Below are 25,473 nucleotides of genomic sequence, written 5' to 3' on the forward strand. Positions count from 1 at the left end.
GTGCCGGCGTTTCCTGTTGCGAAGGATGTTGCGCATGCCACTGTTCCGCTTTCCGCAACGCTGCGGCGTTGTGCTGTTCGCCGTGCTGTTGTCGATCGCGCTCTGCGTGCCGCCGTTGGCGCGGGCGCAGGCCACCCGTTATCGCGACGCTGCGCCGCTCTTGCTCGGCGTGGCCTGGTATCCGGAGCAATGGCCGGAGGCGCAGTGGGAGCACGATCTGGCGCTGATGCAGGCGGCGCACGTGCGCGTGGTGCGGATCGGCGAGTTCGCCTGGAGCCGGATGGAGCCGCGCGAGGGGCAGTACGACTTCGCCTGGATGGACAGCGCCATCGCCGCTGCCGCGCGCCACGGCATGGTGGTGGTGCTGGGGACGCCGACCGCGGCGCCGCCGGCCTGGTTGACCCAGGCCTATCCGGACACCTTGCGGGTCAGCCAGGACGGGGTGCGCGACGAGCATGGCAACCGCCAGCAGTTCTCCTTCGCCAGTACCCGCTACCGGCACTTCGCGCATGCCATCGCCGAACAGATGGCGCAGCGCTACGGGCACAATCCGCACGTGGTCGGCTGGCAACTGGACAACGAGTACGCGCAGTCCTCGTTCGATCCCGAGGCCAAGGCGCAGTTCCACGCCTGGCTGCAGCGCAAGTACGGCAGCATCGACGCTCTCAACCAGCGCTGGGCCACCGCCTACTGGAGCCAGACCTACAACGACTTCGCGCAGATCCCGGTGCGCGAGGACGAGGAGAATCCGGCGCTGCTGCTGGAGTGGAAGCGCTTCGTCAGCGACACCTGGACCGACTACTCGCGTAACCAGATCGATGCGATCCGCCCGCATGCCGATCCACGCCAGTTCATCACCACCAACACCATGGGCTGGTTCGCCGGCTTCGACGCCTACACCGTGCACGGTGTGCTCGACATCGCCGCCTGGGACGACTACGTCGCCGGCGAACGCTACGATTGGGTGGACAACGCGGCGCGCCACGATCTGACCCGCGGCTACAAGCAGCGCAACTACTGGGTGATGGAGACCCAGCCGGGCTTCGTCAACTGGCGCGCGACCAACGTGGCGCTGCGCAAGGGCCAGGTGCGGGCGATGGCGTGGCAGGCGGTGGCGCATGGCGCCGATGCGGTGTCGTACTGGCAGTGGCGTGCCGCGCCCAACGGGCAGGAGGAATACCACGGCACGCTGGTCGGCGCCGATGGCGAGCCGGTGCCGGTGTATGCGGAGATCCAGCAGGTCGGCGCGGAGTTTGCCAAGGCCGGGCCGGCGCTGGCCGGCACCACGCCGCAGGCGCAGGTGGCGCTGATCAACGACTTCGACAGCCGCTGGGCGATCGGTTTCCAAAAGCACGCGGCCGACTTCGATCCGGTCGTGCAGATGAAGAGCTTCTACCGTCCGCTGCGGCAGCAGGCGCAGGTGGTCGACGTGGTCTCGGCGATGGCGCCGCTGGAGCGCTACAAGCTGGTGGTGGCGCCGGCGCTGAACGTGCTGACCGAGGCGCAGGCGCAGCGGTTGAAAGCCTACGTCGAACACGGCGGTCACCTGGTGCTGGGGCCGCGCAGCGGCATGAAGAACATCGACAACGGCCTGCATCCGCAGCGCCAGCCCGGCCCGCTGGCGGCCTTGCTCGGTGGGCGCGTGGAGCAGTTCTATGCGCTGGACAAGCCGATCCCGCTGGTCGGTGCGGGCGCCGACGGCAGCGCCAGGATCTGGGCCGATCAGTTGCAGGCCACTGCCGCCGACACCACCGCGCCGCTGCACTACGGCACGGCCAACGGCTGGCTGGACGGTGCGCCGGCGTTGCTGAGCCGGCGCGTCGGCAAGGGCCGCATCAGCTATGTCGGTGGCTGGTTCGACGACGCCACGCTGGATCGTCTCACCGGCGACTGGTTGCGCGACGCCGGGGTACAGGCGCCGCTGGCCGACGTGCCGGACGACGTGGAAGTGGGCGTGCGCAGCGACGGCGCGCGCCGCATCGTGGTGCTGATCAACCACGGCATCGCCGCGCACGCCGTGCGGCTGCCGGCAGCGATGCGGTCGCTGCTGGGGCCGGCGCCGAGCAACGACACGGTGCAGCTGGCACCGGACGACGTGGCGGTGCTGGAACAGCGTCGCTGAGGTTTGCCGCGGTGCGCTGCGGCGCACTGCCGGCCACGCGATGACGGATCGGTGCGGTGGGTGCACCTGTGTGCCGCGCTCGCCGTGGCCGCGTCGCGCCTGCGCGCCAGACGCGAGGACACGCTCTACAATGCAGGCGCCAGCGGGCGTCGCCGCCGCCATCGCGTCGCGGCCTCGTTCCCTCACTGGAGTCGCGCGTGTCCTTGTCTTCTTCTGCTTCTGCTCCGTTGTCGCCGGTGGGCCGGCTGTTCGCCGCTGCCGCCGTGTTCGAAGGCCTGACCTGGGCCGGCCTGTTGCTCGGTATGTTGCTCAAGTACGGCACCCAGACCACCGAGCTGGGCGTGTGGCTGTTCGGCCGTCTGCATGGCGTGGCGTTCCTGCTGTACGTGGTCGCCAGCCTGGTCGCGGCGCTGCGGTTGCGCTGGCCGTGGTGGGCGTGGGCGTTGAGCCTGTTGGCCGCGTTGCCGCCGCTGGTCACGGTGCCGCTGGAACTGTGGTTCCGCAGGATCGGCTTGCTCGGCGCGCCGCGGCAGCGTACAGCGCGATAACGCAGGTTGCGCCGCATCCGCGGCGACGCAGGTTGTCGCGTGCGGATGCGCTGCGTCGGTGGTGCATTGGGCCGGCGTTGTTCGGCGTCGCTCTAAACTGCAGCGCCTAGCGCAGGCGAGGATGCCATGGGCAAACGCCAACGACGACCGCCCCCGCCAATGCCGGTACCCACGCGCCTGCAGCGGCTGGTCGCGCGTCTGCAACGGCCGGTGTTGCTGCTGATGGCCGCGGCCATCGGCGCGAGCGCTGTGGTGAAGCTGTACCTGCTGGCGAAGGCGCTGTCGAGCGGCGTGTACATTGGCGCATCGAGAATCGGCCCGGCACGGGTCTATCTGCTGCAGACCGATCCTGGCCACTATTGGTTCTCGATCGCGTGGGACGGCGTGCTCAGCCTCGTGCTGCTGGCGCTGGCCGTCGCCCTTGGCTGGTCGCTGATGGCGCTGCGCAAGCCGAAGTAGTGCGCCGCCATCGGCGTGTCGCGGCCATCACTTGGCCAGGCAGCGCTGCCAGCGCTCGGCCACGCGCTGCGCGAACCAGGCGGTGGTGAGCTTGCGGGTGATCTTCGCGCTTTCCAGGGCGATGCCCGGCAGCACCGCGCGCGGCAGTGGCTTGCCGGCATCGCGGTCGGCCAGCGCGAACACCTGGCGATACAGCGCGCTGTCGCCGAAATCCGCCTCGCCGCCGCGCTGCAGTGCGCGGCGGATCGTGCGCGCGTCCATGCCCAGTTGCGTGCCCAGGCTGCGCGCGGCGCGCTCGGTGGCGCCGGGGGCGTCGAGGTCGGCGCCGGGCGTCAGCAGATCGCCATCGAGGGCGAGCGAGATGCCGCTGGCGCGCGCCAGCGCGGCCTGGAACGCGGCATTGCGGCTGGCGTACCAGCCGGCATTGAAGTCGGCGAAGCGATACAGCATCGGCGCCTCGTTGGGGTAGCCGAGCAGGTGGCGAGTGCCGAACCAGATGCCGCCGCGGCGGCTGAACACCGCGTGGCGCACGCTGTCGTTCAGCGGGTACGGGTAGCCGTCCGTATGCGCTTCGGAAAAGGCGATGCTCACCTGCATCGGCCCGGCGGTGTGCACCGGGTTGAGGTTGCCGAACAGGCGCTGGCCCAGCGGCACGCTGCCGGCGATGTCCTCGAAGAGGGCGCTCAGATCCTGCTCGGTGCGCGCAGCGGCCAGGCGCTCGGCATAGCTGCGGCCGTCCGGCCCGTGTAGCTGCAGCGCCGCATCCAGTGCGAACGCCGGCACATGCAGTGCGGCCGCGCGCTTTTGCAGTTCCGCCCGTGCGATCTTGCCGAGCCCCGGCACCGAGGGATTGGTCTGGTAGGTCGATTCCTGTTCGATCACCGCCAGGACCGCGCAGATATTCTCGGCGCTGGTGCCCAGGTTCTGCGAGGCCAGGGCCACGTAGACGTCGTCGGCCCAGCCGCGGCGGTCGGGCACCGTGGCCGGGATGCGCCGGGCGATGTCGGCCTTGACCTCGCTGGGCGTGCGTTCGGGCATGCGTGGCGCCTGCGTGGCACAGGCGCCGAGCAAGGCGGCGCTGCACACGGCGAGCAGGCGGACGAAGACGGCGGTGGACATCGGCGCGGCGGTTCCAGCGGAGTGGCGGTCGCCTGCATCCTACAGATGCGATGTCGGCACCGCGCCTACGCCGCCGGCGTCGACGCTGTGCGGTCGGAGGTCTCCGCCGCTTGCGCGTCCGCGTTGTCCACATGGATGCCGAAGCCGCTGCGGCCTGGGGCGAGATCCTCCCGCAGCGTCAGCGCCGGGATCGCGTAGTCGCCGCCGTTCTGCTTGCGGAACGCGATCGGCGCGGCACTGAACAGCGTGTCCAGCCGTTCGCCCAGCGCCGCGCTGGTCTGCGCGAAACGCGCCGCATCCATGCGTCCGCTGCGGTACAACACGAACGGCGGCAGCACATCGAACCCGGAGTAATGCAGGATGCCGTGCTGGATTGGGAACAGCAGGTCGTCGATGGGGCCGTTGATGCCGCGCGGCGCGTAGTGCGATTCCCAGCCGCCGGCGGTGACGATCAGCATCGCGCGCTTGCCGGCGAGCATGCCTTCGCCGTAGCGATCGCCCCAGTGCGTGTCGGAGTGTTCGCCGACCCCGTAGGCGAAACCGCAGGCATAGACCCGGTCCACCCAGCCCTTGAGGATGGCCGGCATCGAGAACCACCACAGTGGGAACTGCATCAGCAACGCATCGGCCCAGCGCAGCTTGTCCTGTTCGGCGGCGATGTCCGCGCGCTGGCGGCCGCTGGCGAAGGCGCGCTGCGAGTCGCGCGAGGGATCGAAGCGCGCGTCCGCGGCGCCGTCCAGGCTGTCCTGCGCATCGACCGTGGTCTTCCAGTCCATGGCGTACAGATCCGAGACCTGGACATGGTGGCCGGCGTCCTGCAGGCGCTGCACCGCCACCTGCTTGAGAGTGCCATTGAGCGAGGCGGGTTCGGGATGGGCATAGACCAGCAAGACGTTCATGCGGGTGCTCGATGAGGGGAGGTCTCCACGCTAGGCCGTCATTCGCTATAGTGGAAATGAATTGCCTTAATGCCCGTTATTACGATGGTTGATCTGCGGCGCCTGGATCTCAACTTGCTGCTGACGCTGGATACGTTGCTCGACACGCACAACGTGACCCGCGCGGCGGCGCGCCTGCATCTGTCGCAGCCGTCGGTCAGCGTGCACCTGGCCAAGCTGCGCGAGGCGCTGGGCGATCCCCTGCTGCTGCCCGGACCACGTGGCATGCGCCCCACCGCCCGCGCCGAGGCGCTGCGCACCCCGCTGCGCGAGGCCTTGCAGGCGCTGCAGCAGGCGGTGGCGCCGGAAGCGCCGTTCGATCCGGCGCGGGCGCAGGCGCTGTGGCAGGTGGCGGCTACCGACTACGGCGCCTCGACCGTGCTGCTGCCGGCGATCGCCGCCTTGCGCCGGGTGGCGCCGGGCTCCCGGCTGGCGGTGCTGCAACTGGCGCCGCCGGCGATCGCGCAGCAGGCCGAACAGGGCCAGATCGATCTGGCCCTGCATACCGTCGCCGACGCGCCGCCCGGCCTGCACCGCCGCACGCTGTTCGCCGAGCGCTATGTGCTGGTCGGCCGTGCCGGCCATCCGCGATTGCGGCGGCGGCCGAGCCTGGCGCAGTTCTGCACGCTCGAGCACGTCATCGTGTCGCCCGATGGCGGCGGCTTCAGCGGCGTGACCGATGCGGCATTGCGTGCGCGCGGCCTGCAGCGCCGCGTGGTGCTGTCGGTGCCGCACTTCCTGTTCGTCGTCGCGGCGCTCCAGCGCAGCGACCTGGTGGCGATGCTCCCCGAGCGCCTGGTGCGTGGGCAGTCCGGCCTGCAGGTGTGCGCACCGCCGCTGGAATTGCCGGGCTACGAAATGGCCATGCTCTGGCACGAGCGCGTGCACCGCGATCCGGCGCATCGCTGGTTGCGCGAGCACCTCCTGGCGTCGATCTGACGTTTCGGCCGCGACGTCGCTTCAGCGGCGCGTGGCCAGCACCCCGTCCAGCGCCAGTTGCGCGGCGAAGCCGGCCTTCTCCAGGCGCTTGGCCACCTCGCGCGGCACGTCGCGGCCGCTGGTGAGCTTGTTCGGACTGCCGGTGTAGTGGAACAGCCGGCCGCCGCGGCGCAGCACCCGCGCGAGTTGGTCGTAGAAGGTTTGCGCGTAGAGTTCGCCGGCAATGCCGAAGCGTGGCGGGTCGTGCAGGATCGCATCCATCGACGCATCGGCGATGCCGCCGATGGCGGCGCCGACATCGCCATGGGTCAGCTGCAGGCGGCCCTCACTGGCGGCCGGATCCGGCGACCACGGATTGAGCGTGCGCAGCCACAGCACGTCGGCGTTCTTCTCGAACGAGTGCAGCCGCGCCACGCCGGCCTCCAGCGCGCAGGCGGCGAAATAGCCGAGGCCGCCGCAGGTATCGAGCACCTGCTTGCCGCGCGGTTCCACCAGCGCCACCTTGCGCCGCGCGTCCTCGAACGGCGACAGCTGCGCGCTGGGTAGCATCTTGATGCCGTCGATCTCGAAGGTCGGCGCGCCCCACTCGGTGGGCACCAGCTTGATCAGCGCGCCGCCGAAGCGCGACACCGCTTCGAAATCCTCGCCATCCCAGTAGTAGAGCGTGCGGTCCTTGAGCTTGCCCGGATAGGGATAGTCGCGCCCCTGCCACTGCCAACGTTCAGTGCCAAGCATTGCCTGGCCCTGACTGCGCTCCAGGTCAAGCGAGCCGGACCAGGTGGCGGTGCCGGCATCGCGCGCGGCGAGCAGCGCGGCGGCGAGTGGACGGGTCAGCAGGGGGCCGAAATAGCGGGTCACGGGATCACAGGTTCGCCACCGACGCGGGAACCCGCGTGGGCGGCTGAGACGGAGGGGCTGCATCGTACCCGACGTATGGCTGAAAAAGGGAACGGCCGGCGAGCACAGCCGGCCAGCAGGGCGCCTCCTGTTGTCTCGCGTTGGGGGACAGATGTAGACATTCGTGAACGTCGTCGCATACGACGATACGCCGTCGCTAGAATTTGACCGGCATCGGTATGGCAGGAGCGCGGCATTGAACCAGGAAGAACAGCGACGGATTCTCGAGGTGTTGCAACATTGGCATGCCCTCGAATTCTTCATCCCGTTTGCATTGGACCAGCGGCTGAGTGATCTCGAGGATTGGCAATGGTGCTACCTGGGACGCGATGCCCTGCAGAGCAAAAACGGGCAGCACTGGCTGCATGTTGACCCGCCGGCGGATAAGGAGGTGCAGGGATTCGACCTATATCTGGGCGTATTCGATGCATCCGCGATCCTGGACATGATGCGTGACTGCTTGCCACCGGCGGCAGGCAATGGCATCACCGACGAGGAAGAACAGCGTGCGCAGCTGGAAGGCGCCACGTGTTTCGCCAAGCTGCGGCTGTCACCACAAGGCGAGTTGCAACTGGACCGGATTTCCGTCTCCACAGTGCCGTGGGCGATCGGACAGGTCCGCGCGGGCGGACTGGGATCGCTTAGCCACGCTGCGTTCGACGCCGCCAAGCAGCGCTTGATCAGTCTCTTCAACGACTTTATGGCCCATCGTGGCGATCGCGCGGATGCGCCGCTCGGTGCGGAGGACATTCTGCGCCTACATCGCTTGCTGTGCGAGTGGGCGGGCTTCATGCCTGATCCCGAGGCGCCAATGGCGGTGCTGGAAGCACGGGTGCGCGACAGCATGGCAGCGCCGGACGTGGCAGCTGAGGTGGGGGTGGTGGTGGGCGCCCAAGACGCGCCAGAGGCCAGCTTGCCTGTAGCCGAGACTGCTGCCAGCGATACGAATGCTGGTGTGGAGGCCGACGATGCGGAAGATGAGGCAGCGGCGGACACCGAGATCGATATTCTCAACAGCTTTTTCCTCGTCGACTTGGAGCATGCGATCGCGTCGGTTCAAGCCGGGGCGATTCCCGAGCCGCTCCGGCGTTACCTGATTCCGTTGTCGAAGCAAGAGCGGATCGACCTGTATACCGATGCCGGTCGCGAGGAGCTGCTGCGGGCGCTGCATCCTCGACACCTCAATGCAGGCCACTGGCTGTCGGATCCCGAGCATGCAATGAGCTTGATGCAGCAGTTTGCCATTAATACCGCGCTGTCGGAGCTTGAGGCTGGTGGCCTGTTTTCGGTCAATGGACCGCCGGGGACCGGCAAGACGACGCTGCTGCGCGACGTGTTCGCTGAGATTTTGGTGCGCCGCGCCCGCGTGCTGGCGGGACTGCCTGATGCCGGGGCAGCCTTCGTCGGTACCAAGCGCAAGGTGCAGTTCGATGGCGATGAAAAGCCCTGCTACTTGCATGAACTCATCGAACCTTTGCTCGGGCACGAGATGGTCGTGGCGTCCTACAACAATGCCGCCATCGAGAATATTTCCGTTGCCTTGCCAAAGCGCAAAGAGGTGGCGTCACCGTGGCGCGATACCGTCCGTTACCTGCAGCCCGTCGCGCACAATCTGGCGATCAAGGCGGGCAAGCGTCGCAACGTTTCCCCCGAGGGCGAGGAGATGCCATGGGGGTTGATCAGCTGCGCGCTGGGAAACTCCCGTAACCGCAAGTTGTTCCGCGAGCGCTTTGCCTTTGCATCACTTAAAACCTCGAGCGAAGAAGTACCCAGTAATTTCTGGGGGTGGCGCAAACAGGCGCCAGCATTGAGTTTTTCAGAAGCGGCTGCCAGCTTTCGCAAGGCAGATCAGGCGGTCATGCGCGCGCTGTCCTTGCGCGGAGTTTATGCAGACTGCCAGGCGCGAGTGCAACAGCGGAGGCCGCAGCTGGAGTCTTTGCATCGCGCAAGCGAGCAGGCGCGCCAGGATTCCGAGCAAGCCGAGAAGAACCATTCGACGGCACAGGTAGCCCTGGCTCGTCTGGAACTGGAGTCGGCGCGCCTGCAGGAACGAGAGCAATTGATTCGCAAGACCCGGCCGTCCTGGTCGCAATGGTTGTTCGAGTTCCGCACCGCGCTTCGTCGCTGGCGTTCTGCGGAGGCGGAACTCAAGGCCAACGCCGATCTGCAGCTACAGCAATTCAAAGCACGCGAAGCACAACGTCTTGAGGTGGTCGCCGCGCAAGAGGCGATAGCGTCTTCCCGCGCTCAGCTGGAGGTATGCCGTGCGGCCGAGGCTGAGGTACAGCGCGAACAGGAAGTAGATCTACAGCAGCTGCGCGAAATGGTGCAGGTCATGCCCTTACCTTCGCTGCCCGAGACCCCGGAGCAGCTCGAAACTGACGTCTTCCAGATCAGTGGGCTCTGGCACGACCCGGAACTGTCTCAGTTGCGTTCGAACTTGTTCGCCGCCGCGATGGCGCTGCACGAAGCATGGCTGCACGAGGTGACGCAGCATCACGGATTCGGCAGCAACGTGGTTGCGATGACGAAGTGGTTGCAAAACAAGCGGCCGCAGCGTGCGGACGATTATCTGTCGATCGTGCGCGGCCTGTTTATGATCGTTCCGATCGTGTCTACCACATTCGCGTCGTTCGCCAGCCAGTTTCGTGGTCTAGGCCCGGATGCGATCGGCTGGCTGTTCATCGACGAAGCGGGACAGGCGGTGCCGCAGGCGGCAGTGGGAGCATTGTGGCGCGCACGTCGTGCCGTCGTGGTCGGAGACCCCTTGCAGATAGAACCGGTGTTCACCTTGCCGATCCGCTTGATCGCCGCGCTCGGCGCACTTTCCGACGCGACCGCCGAGGGGGTCTATGCGCCGCACCGCACATCCGCGCAGTGCCTCGCCGATCAGGCCAATCGATATGGAACCCTTACGACGATGGGTGACGAGCCACTGTGGATCGGCAGCCCATTGCGCGTGCACCGGCGTTGCATCGAGCCGATGTTCGGCATCGCCAACCGTATCGCGTACGGCGGCAAGATGGTCTATGGCATGTCTAAACGACATGCGCCCGACGCCGCGCCGTTGCCGCTCGCCAGTTGCTGGTTGGATATTCCGGGCGGCACCGAACGCAAACAGGTGGTGCCCGAGCAGATTGCGTTCGTGGCTGGGTTGATCGTCCGGCTGTATCGGCGCGACGGAGCCTTGCCACGGCTGTACGTGATCTCGCCGTTCAAGGCGATCCGGCAAGCCTTGCATGATGCATTGCGCGGAGATGCCTGGGATGAAATGGGCAGCGGACAACGACCGTCGGCACGCGCCTTGAGTGACTGGCTGCGTGCCAGCGTGGGCACCGTACATACCTTCCAGGGCAAGGAGCAGGATACGGTCTTGATGGTGCTGGGCGCCGATCGCCAGCATCCTGGCTCGGCCCTCTGGGCCTCGTCCAAACCCAATCTGCTCAACGTCGCGTTGACCCGTGCCAAGCGCCGCTGCTATCTGATCGGGGATTTTGACCTTTGGAGCCCGCTGCAGCATTTCGACGCGACCGTGTCGGGTGAGTTCCCGCTACCGCGCCGCTCGGCTTCGGAATTCCTCAGTGAGCTTGACGTGGCGGACATGGCTCACGCCGCTCCCCGCTAGCGATGGCCTGCGGCGGGCGGCATGGTCGGAGGGTGTGCAGTGGCGTGCGGCACGTTGCTGCGCTTCACCACACCGCCGCGGCGCCACACCCACGACAAAAGAGGGATACTGACGATCCCCCCAAGTACGCCGTCGCAGCGCCGCTGCCGGCCAGGATCGTCCATGCTCAAGGGTGTGCTGCTCGGTTTCGCCTGTTATGCCGCCTATTCGATCAGCGATGCCTTCGTGAAGGGGCTGGAGGGGTCGCTGCCGGCCTACGAGGTGGTGTTCTTCGGGGCGCTGCTGATGCTGTCGGCGCTGCCGTTCCTGAAGAAGCCGGGCGATCGCTGGCGCGAGGTGGTGGTGGCACAGCGGCCCAGCATCTGGCTGCTGCGCGCGTTCACCGGTGCGGCCGGCAATCTGTCCGCGGTCACCGCGTTCACCCTGTTGCCGATGGCCGAGGCGTTCGCGCTGATCTTCCTGATGCCGATCTTCGTCACCGTGCTGTCGGTGCTGCTGCTCAAGGAAGAGGTGCGCTGGCGGCGCTGGCTGGCGGTGATCGTCGGCTTCATCGGGGTGCTGGTGGTGCTGCGGCCGGGCTTCCGCCATCTGGGCCAGGGCCATGTCGCGGCGATCGTCTGCGGGCTGGTGGGGGCGGTGTCGGTGATCAGCCTGCGCATGGCCGGGCCCGGCGAGAAGCGCCTGACCCTGTACGGCGCCGGCGTGCTCGGCCCGCTGCTGATGGGCGGGCTGTTGATGCTGCCGACCTTCGTCTGGCCGACCTGGCAGCAGTGGATCCTGCTGGCCGGCTACGGCCTGCTCGCCGGGCTGGCCGCGATCTTCATGATGTACGCCTCGCGGTCGGCGCCGATCAGCGCGGTGGCGCCGACCCAGTACAGCCAGATGCTGTGGGCCATCGGCTTCGGCTACTGGCTGTTCCACGACCACCTGGACTGGCCGATGGCGGTGGGCATCGCGCTGATCCTGGGCGCCGGGCTGTTCACCCTGGTGCGCGAGGAGAAGGTCACGCGGTGGTGGCGGCGCACCAAATTGGTGTGAGTGTCGCCGCCTGAGCCGATCTCGGTCGCCGCACCGGCGCCGATCAGGAAATCGCCGATACGGCCGCGCGCGCAGCGCGGCGATGCTGCCGACTCACGGACGAGGCAGGACGGCGGCGCGTGTGGCTGCGAGGGACCGCTGCGGTCGCCGCGCCATCGGATTTTCCTTATCAAGATCGGAGAACGGCATGACGAACAATGCGATGGGGCAGTTGCTCGACGCCGCGGCCCATGCGGGCGCGGCCGGCGTGCGGGTGGTGGCAGGCGTGGTCGGCGCGGACGGTGCGGTCCGCAACGGCGCGGGGTACACGGTGGCGCATGTCAGCACCGGGCATTACCTGGTGAGCTTCCAGCCTCCGTTCCAGGCGCTGGACGGGGTGTCGGTGACCCAGATCTATCCCGGCGACGGCAGCACCTGCGACAACGCGGTGATCATCCGCCTGGATGCGGGCCAGGTCCTGCTGAAGACCGGCGATGGCGGCGGCAACCAGTCCGACCGCGATTTCAGCTTCGTGGCGATCGGGCAGGGCGGCGCGCTGGCCTGAGCGACGGCCCCCGCGGCGTCCCGGGCGGCATGCGGCGCCGCCCGCGCCGCTGCGGGGGCCACCCGGCGCACGCGCGGCTGGCGCGCGCTGCCGCCATCTTCTATGTTTGCAGGCTAATCCCTCGCGATGGCCTGCGCTCATGACCGATCCGTCCGCCCAGCCCGACCACCTGCAGCGCAGCCTGTCCAACCGCCACCTGCAGTTGATCGCGATCGGCGGAGCGATCGGCACCGGCCTGTTCATGGGCTCGGGCAAGACCATCAGCCTGGCCGGGCCGTCGATCCTGTTCGTGTACCTGATCATCGGCGTGATGCTGTTCTTCGTGATGCGCGCGATGGGCGAGCTGCTGCTGTCGAACCTGGAGTACAAGTCGTTCATCGACTTCTCCACCGACCTGCTGGGGCCCTGGGCCGGGTTCTTCTGCGGCTGGACCTACTGGTTTTGCTGGATCATCACCGCCATCGCCGACGTGATCGCGATCGCCGCCTACGCGCAGTTCTGGTTCCCGACGCTGGCGCCGTGGATCCCGGCGATGCTGTGCGTGCTGTTGCTGCTGGGGCTGAACCTGGTGACGGTGAAGCTGTTCGGCGAGATGGAATTCTGGTTCGCGCTCATCAAGATCATCGCGATCTGCGCGCTGATCCTCACCGGCGCCGGCCTGGTCGCCTGGGGCTTCCAGTCGCCGTCCGGGCATGTGGCCTCGCTGGCCAACCTGTGGAACGACGGCGGCATGTTCCCGATGGGGCTGGGCGGGTTCTTCGCCGGGTTCCAGATCGCGGTGTTCGCCTTCGTCGGCATCGAGCTGGTCGGCACCACCGCCGCCGAGACCGCCGACCCGCGCCGCAACCTGCCCAAGGCGATCAACTCGATCCCGGTGCGCATCCTGGTGTTCTACGTGCTGGCGCTGGTGGCGATCATGGCGGTGACGCCATGGCGCGAAGTGGTGCCGGGCAAGAGCCCGTTCGTGGAGCTGTTCGTGCTGGCCGGCGTGCCGGCCGCGGCCAGCCTGATCAACTTCGTGGTGCTGACCTCGGCCACGTCCTCGGCCAACAGCGGCATCTTCTCCACCAGCCGCATGCTCTACGGCCTGGCCGAGGAGCGCCACGCGCCGCGCGGCTTTGCGCGGCTCTCGCGTGCGGCGGTGCCGGCGCGCGGTCTGTTGTTTTCCTGCGCCTGCCTGCTCGGCGGCACGGTGCTGATGTACCTGATCCCGAACCTGGTCACCGCGTTCACCCTGGTCACCACGCTGGCTGCGGTGCTGTTCATGTTCGTCTGGTCGCTGATCCTGTGCGCCTACATCGCCTACCGGCGCAAGCGCCCGCAACTGCACGCGGCCTCCGCGTTCAAGATGCCCGGCGGCGTGGTCATGTGCTACGTGTGCCTGGCGTTCTTCGCCTTCGTGCTGGCGCTGCTGACCCTGCAGGCCGACACCCGCCAGGCGCTGTTCGGCAGCCCGGTGTGGTTCCTGCTGCTGGGCGTGGGCTACGCGTTGAAGCGCCGCAGCGCCTGAACCGATGCGCGCGGCGGTCGTTGACGCTCCGCGCGCGCTGGCCGATGCTCGCGGCCTTTCCTGCGCGAGCCCGTCCCGATGATCACTCTCCATCGCCTTGGCGGCACCTCCGATACACCGGTGTGCTGGGTGGACCTGTGCCAGCCGAGCGAGGCGGACCTGGCCGAGGTCGACCGCAAGGTCGGCTTCGCCGTGCCGACGCGCGCGGCCATCGGCGAGATCGAGTTCAGCAGCCGGGTGCGGGTGGAAGGCGAGGTGCTGTTCCTCAACGTGCCGCGCTTCCAGGACGAGGACGGCCCGACCGCGCCGCTCGGTTTCGCGGTGTCGCCGCGGGTACTGGTGACCCAGCGCGAGCAGCCGATGGCCTCGCTGGACGCGGTGGCCGCGCAGTTGCAGCACAGCCCCTGCCGCAGCACCGACGACCTGCTGCTGCGCCTGCTCGACGAACTGGTCGGGCGCCTGGCCGATCGCCTGGAAGCGCTGGAGGCGCAGATCACCGAGACCACGCGCGCCGCGTTCGCCAAGCCGCATGCGCGGCACAAGTCGCGGCACCTGGAGCGGATGCTGCACGACGTCGGCGACATGGGCCGGCGCCTGGGCGGCATGCACAACGCCGGCCACGGCCTGCTGCGCCTGGCCACCTACCTGGACGACGCCGCGCCGGACTGGTTCGGCGAGGACGCGGCCAAGCGCATCGGGCTGTTGCACAAGGATCTGTCCACGCTCATCGAATTCGAGCAGCACCTGGACGATCGCATCGAGTTCCTGCTCGACAGTGTGCTGGGCATGATCAACGTCGACCAGAACAACGTGATGAAGGTGATGGCGGTGGCCTCGGTGGTGGGCATCCCGCCGACGGTGCTGGTCGGCATCTGGGGCATGAACTTCGCGCACATGCCCGAGCTGAAATGGCACGACGCCTACTACTGGGCGCTGGGCGTGATCGCGCTGAGCATGCTGTTGCCGCTGGCCTGGTTCCGCCGGCGCGGCTGGGTCTGAGCCACTGCGCGCGGCGCCGGCCGCGCAGGATCACGCCGCGAGGCTGTCGGCCTGTGCTGCGGCGTCCACCGCGTCGTGCTCTTCGCCGCTGACGTGCTGCACCGGGGCGATGTCCCAGGACACCGTGTCCGGATCGATCAGGGCGTGGATCGCCGCACCCTGCAGTTCGCGCATCAGCCGCCGCGCCGACGCGGTACCGTGCGCCACGCTGTCCCACAGCACCATGTCGACCACGCTGCCGTCGCGGCGGCGGGCGATGCGCCGCGAGCGGAAGCCGGGCTGGCGCTGCAGCCACGCATCGACCTCGGCGTTGGCGCGCAGGAAGGTGCGCCAGGTGCAGTCCAGTAGGCGGAAGGTGGCGATTTCCAGGGCTTCGGTATGGGGATGCATCGGTCTCTCCTGCGGTCTGCATCGCCCGCACGGCGCGCTGGCGGCGACGCGGCAGCGCGACGGCGGGGCATGGGGGAAGGGACAGGGCCGTACGGCCGGAACAGGCGGGCGGGGGGCGGGCGTTCCGGGACGGCGCCGGTAGCGGAACCGGCCGACACAGGATGCTGGCCCGCGCCGCCGGCGCGTTAGCGCGATCCAACGGAATTCTTGTACGATCCTGCAAGCCGCGTCGCGCCGTGGTCCGTGCCGGCGCAGCATCGTGCAAGCTTGCCTTCCTCCTCCGCACGCTACAGCGCCCTTGCCGATGACCGCGCTCGCCCAACGCTACCAGGAAATGGCCGCCCTGGTTGCCCGATTGGCCACGCCCGATGGCGACCACGACACCGCCATCGAGGGCTTCTTCTGTTCCTACCGCTCCGCGCCGTCGCCGAAGACGCACACCGCGCAGTGGCCGGTCTTCGCGCTGGTGCTGCAGGGCGAGAAATGCCTCACCCTGGGCAACGAGGAGTATCGCTACGGGGTCGGCACCTTTCTGCTGGTGACGCTGGATCTGCCGGTGGTCTCGCGCATCACCCAGGCCAGCCCGGAACAGCCGCTGCTGGGCGTGGGCATGTCGATCCGGCCGGACCGGCTGCGCGAACTGCTCGAGCGCATTCCCTTGCCGCCGCAGGTCGGCGCCGAGCGCCCGCGCGGGGTCTCGGTCAACACCGCCTGCCCGGACCTGCTGGATGCCACGCTGCGCATGCTGCGGCTGCTGGAACGCCCGGCCGACATCGCCGCGATGGCGCCGCTGATCGAGCAGGAGATCCTGTACCGCCTGCTGGTCGGGCCGTGCGGGCCGAACCTGCTGCGCATCGCCCAGGAGGACAGCCCCAGCAACCGCATCGCTAAGGCTATCGCCTGGTTGCGCCAACACTACGCCGAGCCGCTGCGGATCGAGGATCTGGCGCGCCAGGTCAACATGAGCGTGTCCTCGCTGCATCACCATTTCAGCGCGGTGGCGGCGATGACGCCGCTGCAGTACCAGAAGCAATTGCGCCTGCGCGAGGCGCGGCGGCTGATGGTGGTCGAACGCATGGACGTGGGCGCGGCCGGCTACCGCGTCGGCTACCAGAGCCCGTCGCAGTTCAGTCGCGAGTACAGCCGGCTGTACGGGCGTTCGCCGCGCAGCGACCTGGCCGAACAGCTGGGCCTGGCGGGTTGAGGCGTGCTGGTACTGCGCGGGACGCCGTGCGCAGCTGACGTGCTGCTGCTTGATCGACGACAGGACATCTCCCATCACGTCGAGGCGCGTCCCGTAGGAGCGGCTTCAGCCGCGGCGGGCGTTCCCGATAAGGCCGGTCGCGGCTGAAGCAGCTCCTACAAGACGCGGAGCCGCCTCCGGCTTGAGTGTCGTGGGATCAGATGATGCGAGGTGCGCTTGCAGGCAGCGCGGCATCCTGCATCTGCGCCGTGCAGGACCGGTGCAGTCCTGCACGGGCGCCACGGGTTACTGCAGTTGCTTGAGCCGCGCGACGATCTCTTCGGCGTGGCGCTCGATCAGGCCTTCGGAGGTGCCCCAGGCAGTGCTGTTGGTCGATTCGACGTCGAACTGCGCGGCGGTCTTGCCGTTGGCATCGGCGACGCTGACGCGGCTCTTGATCTTGTCGCGCCCGGCCATGATGCCGGCCCAGAAGCGCGCGCCATTGCTGCGCATGTAGTAGTGATCGATGACGATGGTCATCTTGCGCGCATTGGCCTGGCCCTGCGTGCCGTGCAGGTGCGCCGCATCCAGTTGCGCGTCGAGCTGGCGGCGGAACATGGCCAGACTCTCGGCATCGGTGTCGTCGTTGCCGGTGAGCTGGTACCAGTAGGTTTCCGCGGTGGTCGCCTTGTAGCTCTGGTGCACCACGCTGTTGGTCGCGCAGCCGGCCGCCAGCAACATCACGCCCAGCAGCGCGAGCGTTCTCCATTGCAGTTTCATGCTCTCTCCTTGTCGAGGTCTCCACGCCGGGGCGAACGCCGCCGGCCGTGGCAGCATAGCGGCTGGGCGTGGGCAGGCGGCAGAGCTAGGGCGTCGTCTCCGCCTCACCCAGCCACGCCGCCACGATCCGCGCATAGGCGCCGCTGGCCTTGCTCAGGTGCAGCCACTGGTCGACGTAGGCCTTCCAGGCCATGTCGTCGCGCGGCAGCAGGAAGGCCTTTTCGCTGTACTGCATCGGCTGCTGCGGCGCCACCGCGCACAGGCCCGGCACCTGGCGCTGCTGGAAGCGTGCTTCGGAGGCGTCGGTGATCATGACGTCGGCGCGGCCCTCGCGCAGGTCGCGGAAGATGGCGGGGTTGTCGTCGAACAGGATCAATTGCGCATGCGGCAGTTCGCGACGGGCGAAGGCCTCGTTGGTGCCGCCGCGCGGTTCGATCACCCGCACCTCGGGGCGGTCGATCCGGGCGATGTCGCGGTAGCGCGCGCGGTCGGCGCAGCGCACCAGCGGGATCTTGCCGTCGACCTCCAGCACCGCACTGAACCAGGCCTGGCGTTGCCGCGGCAGCGACACCGAGATGCCGCCGACGGCGATATCGCAGCGGTCGGCCAGCAGGTCCGGCAGCAGGGTCGGCCAGCGCGTGGGCACCCACTGCAGCTTGACCTCCAGGCTGTCGGCCAGCGATTGCGCCAGGGCGATGTCGATGCCTTCGTAGCCGCCGTCGGCGCGCAGGCGGCTGTAGGGTGCATAGTCGCCGGTGGTGCAGACGCGCAGCACGCCGCGTTGCAGGACGCTGTCCAGGTGCGACGGGGTGGCGTGCGCCGGCAGCGCCAATGCGGCGCCGAGCAGGGGGGCGGCCAGGCGTCGGATCATGCGGTTCTCCTGCGGCAGGGTGGGCATCGGTGCCCGCTGGCTGTACGCCGGCTGTCGCAGCGCCGGCGCGCGCCACCTTAGCCGGTTTCCGCATGCGCCGGCGCAATCCCTGGCAGGACAAGGCTTTGCGTGCGCGGCGCGGCCGCAGATGGCGTCGCGTCGCTGCCGGCCGCGCGCGGCGGCACGCGCCGGCAACGGAACTCACGGCACGCTGTACAGGTCCGTCCCCCCACATTCGCTATCGTCGCCTGCCCATGGATCCTCGACCGTCGTGACCGCCCTCCCTGCGCAAGACCGTTGGCAGCAGCTATGGGCGGCACTGGCGACCGTGATGATCCTGGCCTTATTGGGACGGCTGCTGTGGGGCGCGCCGTCGGCGCCGCTGCGCCCGGCGGCCGAGGATGCGCTGCGCCTGGTGTTCCTGCCGCGGCAACCCGCGCAGCGCGTCGCGGTCCCGCCGCAGGCCGCCACGCAGGTGCCGTCGGCGGCCGCGCGCACGCCGGCGACCATGCGACAGCCACGCGGCGCCGAAGTGCCGCCGTCCACGTCCACGTCGTCGCCGACACCGACACCGGCACCGACCACCGCGGCCGGCACGCGGATGGCGGCGACGCTCTATACCGGCGATGGCCGTCCGCGCCTGCCGGACGGGGTGGCGGTGGATCCGTTCGCGCAGGCGCAGGGCACGCCGCCGGGGACGCTCAATCCGCGCGACGTCGCCAAGTCCAAGCGCTTGCTCGAACGGCCAAACCCGATCGACTACCGATCGACCCGTTTCGACAAGGACTGGGCCAGCGACGGCACCCTCGGCGATGTCGCCGTGCAGGGCATCGACCGGGCGATCAAGCAGCTATTGCCCAAGAACACCCATCAGTCGGCGGTGGCGCGGCCGCCGCCGGACGTGCGGTTCAACCCGGCGCTGCACGAGCGCGCCAGCGACCTCGGCAGCGAGGCCACCGGCGATGCCTACAAGGCCGCGCCGATCGCCTTCGAGAAGGCGCCGGGGCTGGATGGCGAAGCCAGCCGGCGGATTCGCCAGGCCCTGGCCGACCTGGAGCAGCGTCGCGGCGCCTGTCCGGCGGTACAGCGCGCGCGCCTGCTGGCGCCGGTGCAGCAGCACCTGGACGCGCTGCTGCAGGTGGAAACCGCCATGGCCAAGGGCGCCGACCCGATCCGCGCGCAGCAACTGCTGCCGCGCGAGGCCGACAGCGCCTATGACCTGGCGCGGCGCGCGCTGTGGTACGCCGACCAGAAACTGGCGGCGTGCGCGCCGTAGGCGGTGATTCGACCTTGGTAGCGTCGGGACTGAAGTCCCTCCCACGGTGCACCCCGCCAGCTTGCTGCGGATTCCTGTAGGAGCGGCTTCAGCCGCGATGGCTTTCCAGGGAAGGCCTCGTCGCGGCTGAAGCCGCTCCTACGGGTGTGCTCCCCCCCGGGTTGTCGGAGGCGCCCTTCAGCCACGCAGGCGGAGGATGCGGTGTGTTCGACTTGGAAGCGTCGGGACTGAAGTCCCTCCCACAGTGCACCAGCCAGCTTGCTGCGGATTCCTGGAGGAGCGGCTTCAGCCGCGATGGCATTGCAGGGACGCCGTGGTCGCGGCTGAAGCCGCGCCTACGAGGGAGGCGCTGTCGGACAGCGTGCCGAAGCCCGGCCGTCACCTGCGTCGACGCGCGCTGCGCGATGATGCGCGCCCGTCCCGTCCGATCAGTTGCCCGATGCCGCTTGCTCGTGCCGCGCTGTGTCTGTTGCTGTGCTGTGGCGTCGTCGCCGGCGCTTCTGCGCGCACCGTGTACCGCTGCGTGTGCGACGGCACGGTCAGCCTGGCCACGGCGCCGGAACCGGGCTCGCGCTGCACGCCGAAGGAACTGGACGATGCGGCGATCGCCACGCCCAACCTGTGGGGCAACCTGGGCGTGTTCAGCGGCACGTTGTACGAGCGCGAGCAGGACGGCCGGCTGGTCTACTCCACGCGCAACCTGCCGGGTTCGCGGCCCTACCTGCGCTTCACCGCGGTGACCCCGCCCGGCGAGAGCGCGCATCCCGGCCTGGGCAAGGTGGGGGCGCCGCAACTGCAGGTGCATGCCCGGCCGTTCCGCGCCGCGGCCCGGGCCACCGGGGTGGACGAGCCGTGGCTGCGCGCGATCGCGCATGCCGAGAGCGGCTTCGACGCCGCCGCGGTCTCGCCCAAGGGCGCGCAGGGGGTGATGCAGCTCTTGCCGGAGGTGGCGAAGGAATATGGCGTGCGCGACCCGTTCGCGGCCGACCAGTCGATCGCCGGCGGTGCCCGCTACATGCGCGCGCTGTTGCGCCGCTACGACGGCGACCGGGTGCTGGCCGCGGCGGCCTACAACGCCGGCATCGGCACGGTGGCGCGCTACGGCGGCGTGCCGCCGTACGCGGAGACCCGCGAGTACATCGACAAGGTGATGGCGCTGTACCAGCGCTACCGTACGGCGATGGGCATCGCGGTGGAGACGCCGGCGCAGTAGCGGCGGCGCCGACCGCCGGCCATGCCGCGTGCGCAGGCCGACGCGGTGTGGCCGCGGTGCCTGCCACGGCTCAAAGCGCGACGGCTTCCGTCTCCGCCTCGGCGTCCGCCTGCGCTTGCGCATGCGGCGCAGTCGGCGTGGCGGCCGGCGCCGCGTACAGGTCCATCAGCAGCAGGGTCACGCCGTTGGTCCAGCCGAAGCCGTCCTGCAGCGCGTACTCGCCGCCACCGCCGCCCTTGGCCTGTGCGTCCACGCCGTACTTCTCCACCAGCTTGTGCTGTTGCGCGAACAGCGCCTGCACCCGCGCCAGGAAACGGCTGCCGATGCGCTGGGCCAGCGCGTCCTGGCCGTAGCGGCGCAGGCCGTCCACAGCGATCCATTGCAGCGGCGCCCAGCCGTTGGGCTCGTCCCACTGCTGGCCGGTGTGCAGGCGCGTGGTCGCCACGCCGCCCGGGCGCAGCAACTGCGCCTGCACGGTGTCGGCGCTGCGCTTGGCCCGCGCCGGCGAGGCGACCCCGACGAACAGCGGGTACAGCGCCGCGGCGGTGACCTGCTCGCGCAGCCGGCGCTGCTGCCAGTCGTAGTCGGTGTAGTAGCCGGCGTCGCTCCACAGGTGCTTGTCGATCGCGGTCTTGCGCGCGCTGGCCAGGGCGGCGTAGTCGGTGTCGCAGCCGGCCGCGCCCGGGTTCTTGGCGCAGGCCAGGGCCAGGGTGCTCTCCAGGTGGTAGAGCAGGCTGTTGAGGTCGACCGGGACGATGGCGGTGGTGCGGATGCTGGCCAGGGTCTTGCGGTCGCCGAGCCAGCGGCTGGAATAGTCCCAGCCGCTTTCGGCGCCGGCGCGCAGGTCGCGGTAGACCTCGGCGGCGGGGCGGTCCTTGGCCTCGGCGGCGGTGCGCACGTCGTGCAACCAGGCTTCCGGGCGCGGCGTGTCGCGGGCGTCCCAGTAGCGGTTGAGCAGGCTGCCGTCGGCCAGCCGCACCACGTGCGCATGCGCGCTGCCCGGGGCCAGGGTCTGCGCGCCCTCCATCCAGTACGCGTATTCCTTCTGCAGCTGCGGCAGATAGCGCGCGTAGGCGGCATCGCCTTCCACCTTGGCCTGCAACTGCACCATGTGCGAGAAGAACGGCGGCTGCGACCGGCTCAGGTAGTAGGTGCGGTTGCCGTTGGGAATGTGCCCATAGGTGTCGATCAGGTAGGCGAAGTTGTCCAGCATCTGCCGGCTGCGTTCGTGCTCGCCGCTCTCCACCAGGCCGAGCATGGTGAAGTAGGAATCCCAGTAGTAGACCTCGCGGAAGCGCCCGCCCGGCACCACGTAGGGGTGCGGCAGCGACAGCAGGCTGCTGTAGGGCGGCACGTCGACCTGGCGGCGCACCAGCAGCGGCCACAGCGCGTCGATGTGCTCGCGCAGGCCGGTGTCCTGGCGGATCGCCTCGGTCTGTACCGGGCCGGATTCCTCGAAGTTGGCGGCGACGAAGCGGCGCAGGTCGAAGCCGGGTTGCTGGCGCTGCGCCAGATAGTCGGCGTTGATCAGCGCCGGGTCGCGCAGCGGCAGCGCATCGACGAAGTGCTTCTGATCGTCGAACAGCTCCTGCTGCTGCACCGCCTGGAACAGTTCCGGGTAGGCCAGGTCGGGCGTCTGCGGCGGCGATGCCGGGGCGGTCAGCGTGGTCGCGGGCGCGGCCTCGGCCATGGCGGTGTCGGCGGTGCCCAGCAACAGGCCGAGCGACAGGCTCAGCAGCGGGGTGCAACAGGGAGGAGCGGCATGGCTCATGTCGGGTCCAGAGCAGGATGCGTGCGGCATGGTAAACGACCGAAGCGGAGACGGGGCGCGCGGCCGGCTCTGGAGACGCGGCTGCCGATCCTGCCCTGGCGGCCGCGCGCCGCCCGGCTCGTACCGGTGAGGGACCGCAACGTCCCGGGTGATGCAAGAACGGGGCCGCTGCCGCGGCGCGGCTGCCCGTCGCCGGGTCAGTCGGGGCGCATCACCTGCAGAATGGTTGGCGCCGCGTGCCCAGAGCGGGGCGGCTGGGCGTCCAACGCGCGCCAAGGTCGATGCGTAGGTGCTCGCCCGCTGCGCGGATCAGGGAGGTGGCGCTGTCAGCGCGCCACGCGCGCCGGTCAGCGATCCGCCGGTCAGGGCGTCTGCGGCCGCAGGCGGTCCTTCTCGGCGCTGAGCGCGGCTTCGGCGCGCAGGAACACCAGCCCGATCTGCTCGTCCGCCCGCGTGGCCTGGGCGGCGCCGACCAGGACGGTCAGCCCGAGCGCCTGCTGCCGCGCGGCGATCTCGCGCAGGCCGCGCAGCTTCCGCTCGGCGTCGGCGCCATGCAGCATGACGATGAATTCCGCGCTGTCGGTTGCCCGGTCCACGCTGTCGGCGCCGCCATCCTGCACGTAGCTGCCCAGGGCGCGGTCGAGCTGCTGCAGGCTGCTGCCGAGCAGGCGTTCGCTCTGCCGCTCGGCCAGCGCGGCCAGTTCCTGCACTTCCAGCATCACCACCCAGTAGCGGCCCTCGGCGTCCGCGCTGTCGGCAACCGGGTGCGCTTGCAGGAGCGCCTCGCGTTCGCGCTGCAGCGCATCGCGGCGCGCGTCGAGCAGGCGCATGGCGGTGCGCGCCAGCGCGCGCAGGCCATCGCGTTGGGCGTCCTGGAGTTCGCGCGGCGTGGTGTCCAGCACGCACACCGTGCCCAAGGCGATGCCCTCATCGGTCACCAGCGGCATGCCGGCGTAGAAACGCGCCCCGGTATCACCCCGGACCACCGCGATGTCGGCGAAACGCGGGTCGGCGGCGAGGTCGGGCACTTCCAGCAGTTGCTGGGGCTCGCGGATCGCGTGGCCGCACACCGCCTGGCTGCGCTCGGTCTGCGACACCTCCAGGCCCATCCTGGCCTTGAACCACTGCCGGTCGCGGTCCACCAGCGAGAGCAATGCGATCGGCGTGTCGCACAGCGCGGCGGCGATCTGCACGATGTCCTGGTAAGCGTCTTCGGGCAGGCTGTCGACGATGCGGTAGCTGTCGAGGACGCGCTGGCGCTGGGCTTCATCGGTCATGGGCGGCGTCGGGTCTGGCGCGGATCGCAGGGCGCAGCACGATACCGCAGGGCGCCGAGATGTCGCGTGGACAAGCGCGCAAGCGTGATGCAGTGCACGCGGGATCCTGCGCGTGCGCGGCATCGCGTCGCGGATGATGACGGCCCCGGGCGATGCGCCGGATCTGGAAATGGACCGTGATAGGATCCGCATTTCACGGGCTCCCCAGTGGCGCCGGAGTGGCGCGCTCGCACCGGCATCTGCGATGACCATGCGGCCTGCCTCCGGATGGCGCTGGATGCATTTCTTCGGCGCCAGCACGCGCCGTCACGTCGCAAGGACGATCACCATGACGCTGCCGGCTCCTCGCCGTTCCCGCACGCTCTCCGCTGTTGTGCTGGCGCTCTCGCTGTCGAGCGGGCTGGCGTCCGCCAGCAGCGTGACCGGCACGATCAAAGACCTGTCGGTCCGCGCGACCGACGGCGTGCACTACGTCGTGATCAACGGCACGCCGACGCAGCGCCCGGCGTGCGCGGCGAACACCACGTACTACATGATCAAGGACGAAACGTCCGATACCGGCAAGGCGCAGTTGGCGATGCTGCTGTCCGCCTACATGGCGGGGAAGCCGGTCTGGATCGAGGGAAGCGACGCCTGTACCCGCTGGGGCGACGGTGAAGACGTGCGCACGGTGAGCTTCCACTGAGCGATGCGCGCCGCGCGGCTGCACTGATGCGGTCCTGCGACGGCTGCGCTGCGATCAGTTCCTGGCGCGGCATGCGCGGTGGCCGAGCAGCGCCAGACCGGCGGCCCGTCGGTCCGGCACCTGCATCTGGCCCAGCTTCAGCGCGCGCATCGTCGCTTCGATCGGCTTGAGGTCGCCGCTGAGCCCGGGCTTACAGGGGCGGCGAACGACGGGTTGATTGCAGCCGTACGGGCGGGGATGTCCCCGCACATCGCGAGCACCGGCGGGGGTGTGCTGGTCAGCCGGCGGCACCGGCGCCGAGCGCGCGCAGCTGCGTCTGCAGCGTGGCGGCGTTGTCGAGGGCGTGGCCGAGCGCGGTGTTGTCGAAGATCACCCAGGCTTGGCCCGGGTGCGGCGTGGCGGCGACGACGCGCTCGGCCAGGGTGCGCAGCGTGGCGTCGGCGTAGTCGCTGTAGTAGAGGCGCGGCGCGCCGTGCCAGCGCCAGTAGGCCGGCGTCGCCGTGCCGGCCGGCTGCGCGGCGGTTGCGTTGAGGGCCGGGTCGGCGGCCACGCGCGCGATGCGGTGGCGCTGCCACAGCGCCTCGGCGCGCGCGCTGAACCAACTGGCATGGCGCGGTTCGCAGGCGATGCCGCCGTGCCAGCGGCGCCGCAGCATCGCGAAGAAGGTGGCGGCGGTGCGCGCATCGAAGGCCAGGCTGGGCGGCAGTTGCACCAGCAGGCAGCCGAGCTTGTCGCCGAGATGGCCGACCTCGCCAAGGAAGGTCTGCAGCAGCGGCGCGACGCGGTACAGCCGCGCGTCGTGGGTAATCGTGCGTGGCACTTTGGCGGAGAAGCGGAACGCCGCCGGCACGCTGTCGGCCCAGCGCTGGTAGGTGCTCGCGCGGTGAGCGCGGTAGAACGTGGAATTGATCTCGACCGCGTCGAAGCGGGTGGCATAGCGCGCCAGCTGGCTGGCGCCGTCGCCGACCAAGGCGCGCTGCGTGCTGGCGATCGACCAGCCGGCGCAGCCGACGCGGATGTTCGGCGCGGCGTCGGCGCGGCGGGGAGAAGCGGTCGGCATCGGCGGCAGCGGGCGAGAACAGGCCTTCCGGATACCAAGTGCTGCGGCCAGGAGCCGTGAAGGACAGGCGCCGCGCCCCGCCTTGGCGACTCATCCGCCACCCGCGGGCCAGGGCGGCCGGTGCCTGCAGGCTGCGCCGGAGCGCAGCCTGCACGTTTCCTGTCGTCGCATGTCGCATGTCGCATCGCGCGATGGCGCTGCGTTGCGATGGCGCCGACGCCCGATGCTG

At 69.4% G+C, this 25,473-nt stretch carries 22 protein-coding genes; 13 read left to right on the top strand and 9 right to left on the bottom strand.

What is annotated here, in order from left to right:
* Window positions 1-34 precede the first annotated feature (34 nt).
* The 3 genes from Q7W82_RS05040 to Q7W82_RS05050 all read left to right on the top strand — a co-directional run bounded on the left by Q7W82_RS05040 (window position 35) and on the right by Q7W82_RS05050 (window position 3,129).
* On the top strand, window positions 35-2,122 hold the full coding sequence (locus tag Q7W82_RS05040; protein WP_242159538.1) for a beta-galactosidase: 2,088 nt from the start codon (window positions 35-37) through the stop codon (window positions 2,120-2,122).
* Window positions 2,123-2,349: 227 nt separating this feature from the next.
* Window positions 2,350-2,670 (top strand): DUF3817 domain-containing protein, encoded by a 321-nt coding sequence (locus tag Q7W82_RS05045; RefSeq protein WP_242159752.1) that lies wholly within the window; start codon window positions 2,350-2,352, stop codon window positions 2,668-2,670.
* A gap of 126 nt (window positions 2,671-2,796) precedes the next feature.
* Window positions 2,797-3,129 (top strand): hypothetical protein, encoded by a 333-nt coding sequence (locus Q7W82_RS05050; RefSeq protein WP_242159539.1) that lies wholly within the window; start codon window positions 2,797-2,799, stop codon window positions 3,127-3,129.
* A gap of 27 nt (window positions 3,130-3,156) precedes the next feature.
* Here the strand turns inward: Q7W82_RS05050 and Q7W82_RS05055 are convergent, their stop codons facing one another.
* The gene (locus tag Q7W82_RS05055) at window positions 3,157-4,248 is read right to left on the bottom strand and encodes a DUF1615 domain-containing protein (RefSeq protein ID WP_242159540.1); all 1,092 of its coding nucleotides are present in this window, start codon (window positions 4,246-4,248) and stop codon (window positions 3,157-3,159) included.
* A gap of 65 nt (window positions 4,249-4,313) precedes the next feature.
* Entirely contained in the window at window positions 4,314-5,147 is an 834-nt protein-coding gene (locus Q7W82_RS05060; RefSeq protein ID WP_242159541.1) for an NAD(P)H-dependent oxidoreductase, read from the bottom strand.
* A gap of 84 nt (window positions 5,148-5,231) precedes the next feature.
* Here Q7W82_RS05060 and Q7W82_RS05065 point away from each other — a divergent pair, with 84 nt between their 5' ends.
* Entirely contained in the window at window positions 5,232-6,125 is an 894-nt protein-coding gene (locus tag Q7W82_RS05065) for a LysR family transcriptional regulator (RefSeq protein ID WP_242159542.1), read from the top strand.
* Between the two features lie 21 nt (window positions 6,126-6,146).
* On the opposite strand, the gene Q7W82_RS05070 is transcribed toward Q7W82_RS05065, so the two are convergent.
* On the bottom strand, window positions 6,147-6,983 hold the full coding sequence (locus tag Q7W82_RS05070; RefSeq protein ID WP_242159543.1) for an SAM-dependent methyltransferase: 837 nt from the start codon (window positions 6,981-6,983) through the stop codon (window positions 6,147-6,149).
* Between the two features lie 235 nt (window positions 6,984-7,218).
* Here Q7W82_RS05070 and Q7W82_RS05075 point away from each other — a divergent pair, with 235 nt between their 5' ends.
* From Q7W82_RS05075 to Q7W82_RS05095, 5 genes are all read left to right on the top strand, one after another.
* The gene (locus tag Q7W82_RS05075; protein ID WP_242159544.1) at window positions 7,219-10,647 is read left to right on the top strand and encodes an AAA domain-containing protein; all 3,429 of its coding nucleotides are present in this window, start codon (window positions 7,219-7,221) and stop codon (window positions 10,645-10,647) included.
* Between the two features lie 162 nt (window positions 10,648-10,809).
* Window positions 10,810-11,685: a DMT family transporter gene (locus tag Q7W82_RS05080; RefSeq protein ID WP_010340290.1), complete on the top strand. Its 876-nt coding sequence runs from the start codon at window positions 10,810-10,812 to the stop codon at window positions 11,683-11,685.
* A gap of 187 nt (window positions 11,686-11,872) precedes the next feature.
* Window positions 11,873-12,229, top strand: coding sequence for a hypothetical protein (locus tag Q7W82_RS05085; RefSeq protein WP_152237325.1), 357 nt, complete (start codon window positions 11,873-11,875; stop codon window positions 12,227-12,229).
* A 139-nt stretch (window positions 12,230-12,368) separates the two neighbouring features.
* Entirely contained in the window at window positions 12,369-13,739 is a 1,371-nt protein-coding gene (cycA, locus tag Q7W82_RS05090; RefSeq protein WP_242159545.1) for a D-serine/D-alanine/glycine transporter, read from the top strand.
* 78 nt (window positions 13,740-13,817) lie between these two features.
* Window positions 13,818-14,738, top strand: coding sequence for a CorA family divalent cation transporter (locus tag Q7W82_RS05095; protein ID WP_242159546.1), 921 nt, complete (start codon window positions 13,818-13,820; stop codon window positions 14,736-14,738).
* A gap of 30 nt (window positions 14,739-14,768) precedes the next feature.
* On the opposite strand, the gene Q7W82_RS05100 is transcribed toward Q7W82_RS05095, so the two are convergent.
* Window positions 14,769-15,128, bottom strand: coding sequence for a hypothetical protein (locus Q7W82_RS05100; protein ID WP_242159548.1), 360 nt, complete (start codon window positions 15,126-15,128; stop codon window positions 14,769-14,771).
* A gap of 304 nt (window positions 15,129-15,432) precedes the next feature.
* Between Q7W82_RS05100 and Q7W82_RS05105 the strand changes: the two genes are divergently transcribed.
* Window positions 15,433-16,332: an AraC family transcriptional regulator gene (locus Q7W82_RS05105; RefSeq protein ID WP_242159550.1), complete on the top strand. Its 900-nt coding sequence runs from the start codon at window positions 15,433-15,435 to the stop codon at window positions 16,330-16,332.
* 285 nt (window positions 16,333-16,617) lie between these two features.
* Here the strand turns inward: Q7W82_RS05105 and Q7W82_RS05110 are convergent, their stop codons facing one another.
* On the bottom strand, window positions 16,618-17,091 hold the full coding sequence (locus Q7W82_RS05110) for a DUF4410 domain-containing protein (protein ID WP_242159552.1): 474 nt from the start codon (window positions 17,089-17,091) through the stop codon (window positions 16,618-16,620).
* 85 nt (window positions 17,092-17,176) lie between these two features.
* Entirely contained in the window at window positions 17,177-17,962 is a 786-nt protein-coding gene (locus Q7W82_RS05115; protein ID WP_242159553.1) for a transporter substrate-binding domain-containing protein, read from the bottom strand.
* Between the two features lie 271 nt (window positions 17,963-18,233).
* Between Q7W82_RS05115 and Q7W82_RS05120 the strand changes: the two genes are divergently transcribed.
* Complete coding sequence (locus tag Q7W82_RS05120; protein ID WP_242159554.1) at window positions 18,234-19,238, top strand: hypothetical protein; 1,005 nt, start codon at window positions 18,234-18,236, stop codon at window positions 19,236-19,238.
* A 439-nt stretch (window positions 19,239-19,677) separates the two neighbouring features.
* The gene (locus Q7W82_RS05125) at window positions 19,678-20,451 is read left to right on the top strand and encodes a lytic transglycosylase domain-containing protein (RefSeq protein ID WP_242159555.1); all 774 of its coding nucleotides are present in this window, start codon (window positions 19,678-19,680) and stop codon (window positions 20,449-20,451) included.
* A gap of 70 nt (window positions 20,452-20,521) precedes the next feature.
* Here Q7W82_RS05125 and treA read toward each other — a convergent pair whose 3' ends face one another.
* Window positions 20,522-22,222 carry an alpha,alpha-trehalase TreA gene (treA, locus tag Q7W82_RS05130; RefSeq protein ID WP_242159556.1) on the bottom strand — a complete coding sequence of 567 codons (1,701 nt, stop codon included), beginning with the start codon at window positions 22,220-22,222 and terminating at the stop codon, window positions 20,522-20,524.
* 362 nt (window positions 22,223-22,584) lie between these two features.
* On the bottom strand, window positions 22,585-23,499 hold the full coding sequence (locus tag Q7W82_RS05135; protein ID WP_242159557.1) for a GAF domain-containing protein: 915 nt from the start codon (window positions 23,497-23,499) through the stop codon (window positions 22,585-22,587).
* Between the two features lie 112 nt (window positions 23,500-23,611).
* Between Q7W82_RS05135 and Q7W82_RS05140 the strand changes: the two genes are divergently transcribed.
* Window positions 23,612-24,184, top strand: coding sequence for a hypothetical protein (locus Q7W82_RS05140; protein ID WP_242159558.1), 573 nt, complete (start codon window positions 23,612-23,614; stop codon window positions 24,182-24,184).
* A gap of 277 nt (window positions 24,185-24,461) precedes the next feature.
* On the opposite strand, the gene Q7W82_RS05145 is transcribed toward Q7W82_RS05140, so the two are convergent.
* Window positions 24,462-25,244 carry a DUF72 domain-containing protein gene (locus tag Q7W82_RS05145; protein ID WP_242159559.1) on the bottom strand — a complete coding sequence of 261 codons (783 nt, stop codon included), beginning with the start codon at window positions 25,242-25,244 and terminating at the stop codon, window positions 24,462-24,464.
* Window positions 25,245-25,473 lie beyond the last annotated feature (229 nt).

The sequence above is a fragment of the Xanthomonas indica genome, from assembly GCF_040529045.1.
Taxonomy (GTDB): Bacteria; Pseudomonadota; Gammaproteobacteria; order Xanthomonadales; family Xanthomonadaceae; genus Xanthomonas_A; species Xanthomonas_A indica.

What these genes read in the sequence shown, in the direction of transcription:
- Q7W82_RS05040 (WP_242159538.1), top strand. Translation starts at nt 35, where the DNA reads ATGCCACTGTTCCGCTTTCCGCAACGCTGCGGCGTTGTGCTGTTCGCC.
- Q7W82_RS05050 (WP_242159539.1), top strand. Translation starts at nt 2,797, where the DNA reads ATGGGCAAACGCCAACGACGACCGCCCCCGCCAATGCCGGTACCCACG.
- Q7W82_RS05055 (WP_242159540.1), bottom strand. Translation starts at nt 4,248, where the DNA reads ATGTCCACCGCCGTCTTCGTCCGCCTGCTCGCCGTGTGCAGCGCCGCC.
- Q7W82_RS05060 (WP_242159541.1), bottom strand. Translation starts at nt 5,147, where the DNA reads ATGAACGTCTTGCTGGTCTATGCCCATCCCGAACCCGCCTCGCTCAAT.
- Q7W82_RS05065 (WP_242159542.1), top strand. Translation starts at nt 5,232, where the DNA reads ATGGTTGATCTGCGGCGCCTGGATCTCAACTTGCTGCTGACGCTGGAT.
- Q7W82_RS05080 (WP_010340290.1), top strand. Translation starts at nt 10,810, where the DNA reads ATGCTCAAGGGTGTGCTGCTCGGTTTCGCCTGTTATGCCGCCTATTCG.
- Q7W82_RS05085 (WP_152237325.1), top strand. Translation starts at nt 11,873, where the DNA reads ATGACGAACAATGCGATGGGGCAGTTGCTCGACGCCGCGGCCCATGCG.
- cycA (WP_242159545.1), top strand. Translation starts at nt 12,369, where the DNA reads ATGACCGATCCGTCCGCCCAGCCCGACCACCTGCAGCGCAGCCTGTCC.
- Q7W82_RS05095 (WP_242159546.1), top strand. Translation starts at nt 13,818, where the DNA reads ATGATCACTCTCCATCGCCTTGGCGGCACCTCCGATACACCGGTGTGC.
- Q7W82_RS05100 (WP_242159548.1), bottom strand. Translation starts at nt 15,128, where the DNA reads ATGCATCCCCATACCGAAGCCCTGGAAATCGCCACCTTCCGCCTACTG.
- Q7W82_RS05105 (WP_242159550.1), top strand. Translation starts at nt 15,433, where the DNA reads ATGACCGCGCTCGCCCAACGCTACCAGGAAATGGCCGCCCTGGTTGCC.
- Q7W82_RS05110 (WP_242159552.1), bottom strand. Translation starts at nt 17,091, where the DNA reads ATGAAACTGCAATGGAGAACGCTCGCGCTGCTGGGCGTGATGTTGCTG.
- Q7W82_RS05115 (WP_242159553.1), bottom strand. Translation starts at nt 17,962, where the DNA reads ATGATCCGACGCCTGGCCGCCCCCCTGCTCGGCGCCGCATTGGCGCTG.
- Q7W82_RS05125 (WP_242159555.1), top strand. Translation starts at nt 19,678, where the DNA reads ATGCCGCTTGCTCGTGCCGCGCTGTGTCTGTTGCTGTGCTGTGGCGTC.
- treA (WP_242159556.1), bottom strand. Translation starts at nt 22,222, where the DNA reads ATGAGCCATGCCGCTCCTCCCTGTTGCACCCCGCTGCTGAGCCTGTCG.
- Q7W82_RS05135 (WP_242159557.1), bottom strand. Translation starts at nt 23,499, where the DNA reads ATGACCGATGAAGCCCAGCGCCAGCGCGTCCTCGACAGCTACCGCATC.
- Q7W82_RS05145 (WP_242159559.1), bottom strand. Translation starts at nt 25,244, where the DNA reads ATGCCGACCGCTTCTCCCCGCCGCGCCGACGCCGCGCCGAACATCCGC.